Source organism: Microbacterium sp. ISL-103, assembly GCF_018613995.1.
Taxonomy (GTDB): Bacteria; Actinomycetota; Actinomycetes; order Actinomycetales; family Microbacteriaceae; genus Microbacterium.
In genome coordinates, this window is record NZ_JAGGPD010000045.1 from 1 (window position 1) to 8,934 (window position 8,934).

The following is an 8,934-nucleotide window of genomic DNA, read 5'->3' on the forward strand; positions in this document are numbered from 1 at the left end:
GACGGGGGAGTTCACCGAGGTGCGCGAACGGTTCGGGGATCTCTCGGTTCTCGACACCAGCGACTATCTCTTCGGGCTCGTTCAGGGGCAGGAGCATCTCGTCGAGATCGACCGGGGTGTTCAGCTCTACGTGGGCTTGGAAGCGATCGGCGATGCGGACGAGAAGGGCGTGCGCACCGTCATGACCACCCTCAACGGTCAGCTGCGACCGGTGTTCGTGAGAGACAGGTCGGTCGCGGTCGATGTCCATGAGGTCGAGAAGGCGGACACCTCCGTGCCAGGTCAGGTGGCTGCGCCCTTCTCGGGTGTGGTGACGCTCAAGGCCGAGGTCGGTGACTCGGTGCGGGCCGGTGAGCCTGTCGCCTCCATCGAGGCGATGAAGATGGAAGCCGCCATCACCGCTCCCGTCGACGGCGTGGTCGAACGCCTCGCGATCGGGGCGACCCAGCAGGTCGAAGCCGGAGATCTTTTGGTCGTCATCCGCCCGGCGCACTAATCTTGGGCGGGCGAGGCCGCGCTCGACGCAGCGCACCCGAGGCCCGCACAAGCTTGGAGTGACAACGTGACCCCGAAGAACGTGGCTGAACCGCCGGATGAGGAATCCAGGGGGGTGCTCGACGACGCCGCTTCCCTGGACACCTCGGGCATCGGCATCCTGGGCAACACCGCCCAGGTGAGCGTCGTGCTGCCCCAGGACGAGGACGACGACCTCGCCGACGACGGCATCGTCGACGGTGAAGTCATGGCCGACCTGGTCATCGACGAGCCCGTCGCCGCAGCGAAGGCCGCGGCGGAGACCAGCGCCGCACAATCGATCACACAGCCCGCACTCGGTGCGGCGCCGATGATCATCGAGTTGCCGGCCGAGCCGACGGAGCCGGCCGAGTCGGACGGGAAGCCGGATCCCGCCGAGCAGCCTGAGCCGGATCTCGCACCCGAGCCGGAGATCGAGCCGGATCCTGTCGCAGAGCTCGAGCCGGAGATCGAGCCGGAGCCCGTCGCAGAGCTCGAGCCTGATGTCGAGTCGGAGCCGGACGCCGAGCCGGAGGTCGAGCCGGAACTCGAGATCGAGCCGGAGCAGGAGATCGAGCGTGAGCCGGTAGCGGAGGCCGAGCCGGAGCAGGAGATCGAGCCTGAGCCTGAGCCCGCGCCGGCGCCGGAATCGGCACCCACACCCACACCTGCGCCCGCGGCGCAGACCCGCACCGCGGTCGCGGCCCAGCAGGAGGCGCCTCGCGTCGAACGTGCCGCCGTGCGCGCCGATCCGGCGCCCACCCATGACGACACCGCCGAGGCCGAGGCCGCTGCCGCGTTCATCGCGAAGGCGCGGGCCGATATCGACGGCGCACGCACCCCTCGCAGATCAGCAGCCGCAGCATCGCTCGCCCAGAAGGAGAGTCCGGCAGTGGAGACACCGAACGAGAAGTCCGTCGCGAGGAAGGTCACGCGCTCCGGCCGCGCCGACGTGCAGCTTTCAGCGAAGCGACTCGACGATCTCGGCGATTCGTCGCGCGAGAGCGCCGACCTGCTGACCGAAGATCGACTCCTGGACCCGCAACGGCAGACCAAGCCCGAGCCGGAAGGGGCGTGGAGCCACTTCCTGTACACGATCTCCGGTCGTCGCATCAACATCGGCGACGGGCGACGCGCGCGCGAACGCAAGGCGTTGAGCGCCAGGATCGCCGCGCCGATCGTGGGCGGTGCGCGCTTCGTTCCCGTGCTCTCGCGCAAGGGAGGCGTGGGAAAGACGACGATCACCGCTCTGCTGGGCATGGCACTGGCGGATGCTCGCGATGACCGGGTGATCGCCGTCGATGCGAACCCCGACCGCGGAACGCTCGCCGAGCGCGTCGTGCGACCGCACCACAACAAGTCGGTGCGCGATCTGGTGCGCATCCACGACCAGGTGAAGGGGTACCACGACATCTCGGCGATCGTCGCCCGCGACGCGACACGCCTCGACGTGCTCGCCTCAGATTCCGACCCGCGGATCGCCGATGCCTTCAGCGACGACGACTACCGCGACGTCGCCGGTGTCGCGGCGCACTACTACTCGCTGGTGCTCACCGACACGGGAACGGGCATCGTGCACTCGGTCATGTCCGCGACGCTCGATCTCGCCGACCAGATCGTGATCGTCTCAGGTCTCAGCGTCGATGAGGCGCGCCTGGCGTCCGAGACGCTCACCTGGCTGGAGAGCAACGGATATGCCGAGCAGGCGCGCGAGGCCGTGGTCGTCCTCAACCAGTCGACTCCCGGAGCACCGCTCGTGCGACTGACCGAGCTCGAGACGCACTTCCGCACGCGGGCGAAGCATGTGGTGCGGATGCCGTACGACGCGCAGATCGCCGGCGGAGGAACGATCGTGTTCGCCAACCTCCAGCCCGAGACCCGCGTGGCTGCACGCGAGCTCGCCGCACTGCTCGTCGAGGGCCTGCGGGCGAAGGGCGCCTGATGTCAGTACGTGAGATCCGGGTCTTCGGCGACCCCGTGCTGCGCACGGTCTGCGCACCGATCGGCGACATCGACGACGGCGTGCGTGCTCTGGTGGCCGATCTGATCGACACCGTCGAGGTACCGGGGCGCGCCGGTGTCGCAGCGCCGCAGATCGGCGTCGCGCTTCGAGCGTTCAGCTACAACATCGACGGCGACATCGGCTACGTGCTCAACCCGGTGTTGACGGAGGTGCGAGGTGAGCCGGTGCCGACGGGGGAGGGCTGTCTCTCGGTGCCCGGCCTGTGGCACGACGCCCTCCGTCATCCCTGGGCGCGGGTCGAGGGGATCGACCTCGAGGGAGAGCCCGTGATCCTCGAGGGCGAGGGGCTGCTCGCACAGGCGTTGCAGCACGAGACCGATCATCTCGACGGGAAGCTCTATCTCACCCGCCTCGACGCCGAGACGCGCAAGCGGGCGATGCGAGAGGTGCGGGAGAGCGCCTGGTTCTGAGACCGAAGGCACGATGAAGGGCCCCGCGATCCGCGGGGCCGTTCATCTCTGTCGAGGCGCTTTTCAGCCGCCGATGGCGACGTTGGTCGTGGTGACCGGCTCGTCGTAGATCGCGGCGATCTCGTCGGCGAAGTCGCTCATGATCACGTTGCGCTTGATCGAGAGCTTCGGGGTCAGGTGCCCGGACGCCTCGGTCCATTCGCTGTCGAGCACCGTGAACTTGCGGATGGACTCCGCCCGCGAGACGCGGGCGTTCGCCACGTCGACGGCCTTCTGGATCTCGGCCCGCACGGCGTCGTTCGCGGAGGCTTCGGTCAGCGACATGTCCTTGGGCAACCCCGCGTTGGCGAGCCACGTCGGCAGCATCTCGGGGTCGAGGGTGATGAGCGCCGAGATGAACGGACGCTGGTCTCCGACCACCACGACCTGCCCGATGATCGGGTTCGCGCGGATCGGGTCCTCGAGAGCGGCGGGGGCGACGTTCTTGCCTCCGGCCGTCACGATGATCTCCTTCTTGCGGCCGGTGATGGTCAGGAAGCCTTCGGAGTCGAAGTTGCCGATGTCTCCGGTGCGGAACCATCCGCCGTCTCTGAACGCCTCGGTTGTGGCCTCGGGATTGTTCCAGTACTCCCGGAAGACGTTGATGCCGCGCACCTCGATCTCGCCGTCGTCTGCGAGCCGCACGCCCACCCCGGGCAGGGCCGGTCCGACCGTTCCGATCTTCGACTTGTCGGCGAGGTTCACGGTGGCGGGTGCAGTGGTCTCGGTCAGGCCGTAGCCCTCCAGGATCACGACGCCGAGGCTGTGGAAGAAATGCCCGAGGCGAGCGCCGAGGGGAGCAGAGCCCGACACGGCGTAGACGACGTTGCCTCCCATCGCCTCCCGCAGCTTGCTGTAGACGAGCTTGTTGAACAGCGCGAACTTGAGCCGGGTTCCGAACGGAACGCTCTTGCCCTCTTCGACGAGCTTCGAGTGCTGGATGGCGACGTCGGCGGCGGCGCGGAAGATCTTGCCCTTGCCGCCCGCCTCGGCCTTCTGCTCAGCGGAGTTGTACACCTTCTCGAAGACCCGCGGCACGGCGAGGAGGAAGGTCGGCTGGAAGGAGCCGAGCGCGGGCAGCAGCTGACGAGTGTCGGGCTGGTGTCCGGTGCGCACACCGGCGTGGATGTTCAGGATCGAGATGAACCGGGCGAAGACGTGCGCGGTCGTGATGAACAGCAGAGTCGATGACCCGGGGGTCTGCACGACGGCATCCAGGGCCACCGCGGAGTTGCGCGAGAGCTCGACGAAGTTGCTGTGAGTGAGGACGCATCCCTTGGGGCGGCCGGTGGATCCGGACGTGTAGATGAGGGTCGCGATGTCGGAGCCGACTGCGATGCTGCGCAGCCTCGCGATCTCGTCATCCGGGACGGACGCGCCCTGGGCGGTGAGCGAGTCGATCGCGCCGAGGTGCAGCTGCCACACCTCGCGGAGGAGCGGCAGGTCGCCGCGCACCTCGTCGAGTCGGGCGTGGTGCTCGGGCGATTCGACGATCACCGCGATCGCGCCGGAGTCCTCGAGGATCCACTGGATCTGCGACGGCGAGCTCGTCTCGTAGATCGGTACCATCACCGCGCCGGCATAGAACAGCGCGAAGTCGACGAGCGTCCACTGGTAGGTCGTCCGCGCGAGGAAGCCGACCTTCTCGCCGGGCTGGATGCCGGCGGCCACGAAGCCCTTGGCCAGAGCGACGACGGCGGTCTGGAAGTCTGCGGCCGTGATGTCTCGCCAGCCGTCGCCGTCGGGAACCGAGAACAGTGGCCGGTCCGGCGTCGCCTCGACCCGCTTGACCAGCAGGTCGGCGATGTTCGCGCGGGGATCGGCGGGGACGACGGCGGGGACTTCAAACTGGACCACGGCAGCTCCTTCGGTACCGGTCGGGCACTGGGTTGCACACGAGTCTAGAGCATGACACCGGGTCGCATGATTGGTGACACTGAGTCGCCAACTGCATCATCACGATCCTGCGCATCGGTGGATGCCGATCGCGGCGCTAGACTTCACCTCGATGTTCTACTGGCTGATGAAGTACGTCGCTATCGGGCCCGTGGTGAAGGCGATCTTCCGACCATGGGTGGTCGGTCGCGCGAACATCCCCGCGAACGGCGCTGCGATCCTGGCCAGCAACCACCTCTCGTTCGCCGACTCGATCTTCCTCCCGCTGATGATCGACCGTCCGATGTCCTTCCTCGCCAAGAGCGACTACTTCACAGGTCGCGGGATCAAAGGCTGGGCCACCAAGTTCTTCATGAAGGCGACCGGCCAGATCCCGATCGACCGATCCGGCGGCAAAGCGTCGGAAGCCTCGCTCAACACGGGCCTTCAGGTGCTGGGGCGGGGCGACCTGCTGGGCATCTACCCGGAGGGCACGCGCAGCCCCGATGGTCGGTTGTACCGCGGACGCACGGGAATCGCGCGGATGGCGATGGAGGCGAAGGTCCCGGTCAGCCCGGTGATAATGGTCGACACCGACACCGCCATGCCGATCGGGCAGCGTCTGCCCCGCGTCGTGCGCGTCGGGATCGTGATCGGTGAGCCCCTGGACTTCTCGCGATACGCGGGCATGGAGAATGACCGATACATCCTTCGATCCGTCACAGACGAGATCATGGTCGCACTCCAGCGACTGGGAGAGCAGCAGTATGACGACGTCTACGCATCGGCCGTGAAGGACCGCCTCCCCACCCGTGTCACACAGCCCCGCTGAGGCATCCCGGCTTCGCGCCGCGCACTAGGCTGGACTCATGCTCCAGCACCACATCGACGCGCTTGATGCGTGGCGTTCGCTCCCGATCAAGCAGCAGCCTCAGTGGCACGACGCCGGGCGCGTCTCCGAGGTCTCCGCGCAGATCTCGACGCTTCCGCCCCTGGTGTTCGCCGGCGAGGTCGACAACCTGCGCGACCGTCTCGCACGTGCGGCATCCGGGCAGGCCTTCCTGCTCCAGGGTGGCGACTGCGCAGAGACCTTCGCCGGGGCGACGGCCGATCAGATCCGCAACAGGATCAAGACGGTCCTGCAGATGGCGGTCGTGCTGACGTACGGCGCGTCGATGCCCGTCGTGAAGATGGGGCGCATGGCGGGTCAGTTCGCCAAGCCGCGATCGAGCGACACCGAGACCAGAGGCGATGTGACGCTGCCCGCGTACCGGGGTGACATCGTCAACGGCTATGACTTCACCGAAGGCTCCCGTCGGCCCGACCCGGATCGCCTGCTGCAGGGGTACCACACCGCGGCGTCGACCCTGAACCTCATCCGCGCTTTCACGCAGGGTGGCTTCGCCGACCTCCGCGAGGTGCACTCGTGGAACAAGGGCTTCGCGCAGAACCCGGCCAACCAGCGCTACGAGCGCATGGCCGCAGAGATCGATCGGGCCATCAAGTTCATGGAGGCGGCAGGCGCCGACTTCGACGAGCTGACTCGAGTGGAGTTCTTCACAGGCCACGAGGGCCTGCTGATGGACTACGAGCGCCCGATGACGCGCATCGACTCCCGCACCGACACGCCGTTCAACACGTCGGCGCACTTCCTCTGGATCGGTGAGCGCACCCGCGAGCTCGACGGCGCGCACGTCGACTACTTCTCGAAGATCCGAAACCCCATCGGCGTCAAGCTCGGACCGACCACGACGCCGGAGACGGCGCTCGCACTGATCGACAAGCTCGACCCGAACCGCGAGCCCGGACGTCTGACCTTCATCACGCGCATGGGCGCCGGCAAGATCCGCGACGCTCTTCCTCCGCTGCTCGAGGCCGTGCGCGACTCCGGAGCCCAGCCGCTGTGGGTCACCGACCCGATGCACGGCAACGGGATCACGACCCCCACCGGGTACAAGACGCGTCGCTTCGACGACGTCGTCGATGAGGTCCGCGGGTTCTTCGAAGCGCACCGCGCCGTGGGCACTTTCCCCGGTGGCATCCACGTCGAGCTCACCGGAGATGATGTCACCGAGTGCCTCGGCGGTTCGGAGCACATCGACGAGGCCGCCCTGGCGACGCGCTACGAGAGCCTGTGCGACCCGCGCCTCAACCACATGCAGTCGCTCGAACTGGCATTCCTCGTCGCCGAGGAGCTCGAGAAGCGCTGACCGGCGACGCCTGCACGAGAAACCGCCCTTCCCGATGACGGGGAGGGCGGTTCTTCATCCGGCAGACGGGAGCGGTGGGTGATCAGCCGCTGAGCTGGATGGAGAGCTGGACCTTGCCGCCGCGAGGCAGCTGCTTGTCGGATCCGGGGTCCTGGGCGGTGACCTGCGCCATCTCGCCGAACCCGGGGAGGTCACCCCACGCGGCGTAGCCGGCGGTGAAGCCCGCCTCTTCCAGGATCTGCTTCGCCTCGACGAGGGTGCGGTTCGTCACGTCCGGCACATCGAAGAGCTCGGGCCCCTTCGACACGATGAGCTGGACGGTGTCGCCAGGGCGCCAGTTGCCCTCGGTGGCGCGATCGGCGACGCCGAGCACGAGGTCCTTATCGAGCGATTCGCTGAAGTCGTAGATGATCTCGTCCGACACCTCGAGCTGCTTGTCGGTCAGTGTCGTCGTGGCCTGATCGATCGACAGTCCGGTGACGTCGGGGAACGGGCCCGCCGAGACATACAGCTCGACGGTGTCGTCTTCGAGCAGTTCGCATCCCTCGGCGCATGAGTAGGCGTCTCCGCCGTCGCGGGGAGTGACGAAGGCGTTGATGACCCTGCCCGCGTCGGCGTCGGAGAACAGCAAGAGAGGATCCTCGGTGACATTCACCTGGATGCCGGAGAGGTAGTCCCTGGCTTCCTGCTCGCTCTTCCCGTTGAGCGTCTCCGCAGTGTGCGACGAGGGTCCGATGGAGATGTAGACGGTCACCTCGGTGCCCTTGTCGAGTCGTTCGCCCTCTTCCGGGTCGGTGCGGATCGTCTCGTCGCGCGCGACGTCGATCGAATTCTCCTCGCCGCGCACCGGCACGAAGCCTTCGGCGGTCAGGGCTGCCGCCGCATCCTCGTAGGACTGGCCTGCGACGCCCGGCACGGCGACCAAGGACCCGGGGCCTGAGCCGAACCACCAGCCGACCCCGCCGGCGACGGTCGCGAGAAGCAGCACGAGCGTCAGCAGGAACGCACCCCGCGCGCGACGCCGCGACGAGCGGCGGCGCAGCAGCGTGGCGTTGTCCACGGCAGCGGAGGCCGGGGCCGCAGGATCGGCGATCACCATGGTGCCCGGCATGACCTTGGTGAGGTCGGCGGAGTCCGCCTGAGAACGCTGCGAGGCGGTGGCGGCGGCGACCGCGGGAGCGATCCCCAGGCCGCGCTCGATCTCGCGCAGGCGGTCGAGCATCTGCTGGGCGTCGTCGGGGCGCTCGTCGGGGGACTTCTCGGTTGCCCACAGCACGAGCTCGTCGAGCTGTTCCGGCACCCCCGGATTGCGGACGCTCGGGCGGGGCACCGACTCGGTCGCGTGCTGGAACGCGATCTGCATGGGCTGCTCGCCTTTGTAGGGCTGCTCGCCCACGAGCATCTCGTAGAGCATGATGCCGAGCGCATATATGTCGCTGCGTGCATCTGCCGTGCCGCGGGTGACGAGTTCCGGAGCGAGATAGGCGATGGTGCCGAGCAGTTGCTGACCTGTCGCCGTGTTCGCGGTCGTGGCACGCGCGAGGCCGAAGTCGCCGATCTTGATGCGGCCGTCCTCGGCCAGCAGCACGTTCTCGGGCTTGACGTCGCGGTGGACGATACCGGCGCGGTGCGCGGCGGCCAGGCCCGCCAGCACGGCATCCATGATCGTGATGGTCTGCGGGATCGTCAGCCGCTTCTGCTCGCGCAGCAGCTCGCGCAGCGTGATGCCGGGCAGGTACTCCATGACGAGGTAGGCGAGTTCGCCGTCCTGCCCCTGATCGAACACGTTGACGACATGCGGATCGGCCAGTCGGGCGGCGGCGCGCGCCTCTTGGATGAAGCGGCTCTGGAATGCCGAATCGTC

7 protein-coding genes are annotated in these 8,934 nt (G+C 67.7%); 5 read left to right on the forward strand and 2 right to left on the reverse strand.

Annotated elements, in window-relative coordinates:
* The 3 genes from J7E68_RS02140 to def all read left to right on the forward strand — a co-directional run.
* A partial coding sequence (locus tag J7E68_RS02140) for a biotin/lipoyl-containing protein (protein ID WP_215169439.1) occupies window positions 1–496 on the forward strand: 496 nt, incomplete at its 5' end.
* A 66-nt stretch (window positions 497–562) separates the two neighbouring features.
* Entirely contained in the window at window positions 563–2,455 is a 1,893-nt protein-coding gene (locus J7E68_RS02145; RefSeq protein WP_311416076.1) for an AAA family ATPase, read from the forward strand.
* Complete coding sequence (gene def, locus J7E68_RS02150; protein WP_215169441.1) at window positions 2,455–2,946, forward strand: peptide deformylase; 492 nt, start codon at window positions 2,455–2,457, stop codon at window positions 2,944–2,946. Before J7E68_RS02145 ends, def begins: the two co-directional genes overlap by 1 nt.
* Window positions 2,947–3,009: 63 nt before the next feature.
* Here the strand turns inward: def and J7E68_RS02155 are convergent, their stop codons facing one another.
* Complete coding sequence (locus tag J7E68_RS02155) at window positions 3,010–4,842, reverse strand: long-chain fatty acid--CoA ligase (RefSeq protein ID WP_215169443.1); 1,833 nt, start codon at window positions 4,840–4,842, stop codon at window positions 3,010–3,012.
* Window positions 4,843–4,993: 151 nt separating this feature from the next.
* Between J7E68_RS02155 and J7E68_RS02160 the strand changes: the two genes are divergently transcribed.
* Complete coding sequence (locus tag J7E68_RS02160; protein ID WP_215169446.1) at window positions 4,994–5,692, forward strand: lysophospholipid acyltransferase family protein; 699 nt, start codon at window positions 4,994–4,996, stop codon at window positions 5,690–5,692.
* 37 nt (window positions 5,693–5,729) lie between these two features.
* Entirely contained in the window at window positions 5,730–7,070 is a 1,341-nt protein-coding gene (locus J7E68_RS02165; RefSeq protein WP_215169449.1) for a class II 3-deoxy-7-phosphoheptulonate synthase, read from the forward strand.
* Window positions 7,071–7,152: 82 nt separating this feature from the next.
* Here the strand turns inward: J7E68_RS02165 and J7E68_RS02170 are convergent.
* Window positions 7,153–8,934, reverse strand: a 1,782-nt coding sequence (locus J7E68_RS02170) for a protein kinase domain-containing protein (protein WP_215169451.1), incomplete at its 5' end; no start/stop codon positions are given.

Bases quoted from the DNA above. Each gene is read 5' to 3' on its own strand.
- def (WP_215169441.1), top strand. From the start codon at position 2,455: ATGTCAGTACGTGAGATCCGGGTCTTCGGCGACCCCGTGCTGCGCACG.
- J7E68_RS02160 (WP_215169446.1), top strand. From the start codon at position 4,994: ATGTTCTACTGGCTGATGAAGTACGTCGCTATCGGGCCCGTGGTGAAG.
- J7E68_RS02165 (WP_215169449.1), top strand. From the start codon at position 5,730: ATGCTCCAGCACCACATCGACGCGCTTGATGCGTGGCGTTCGCTCCCG.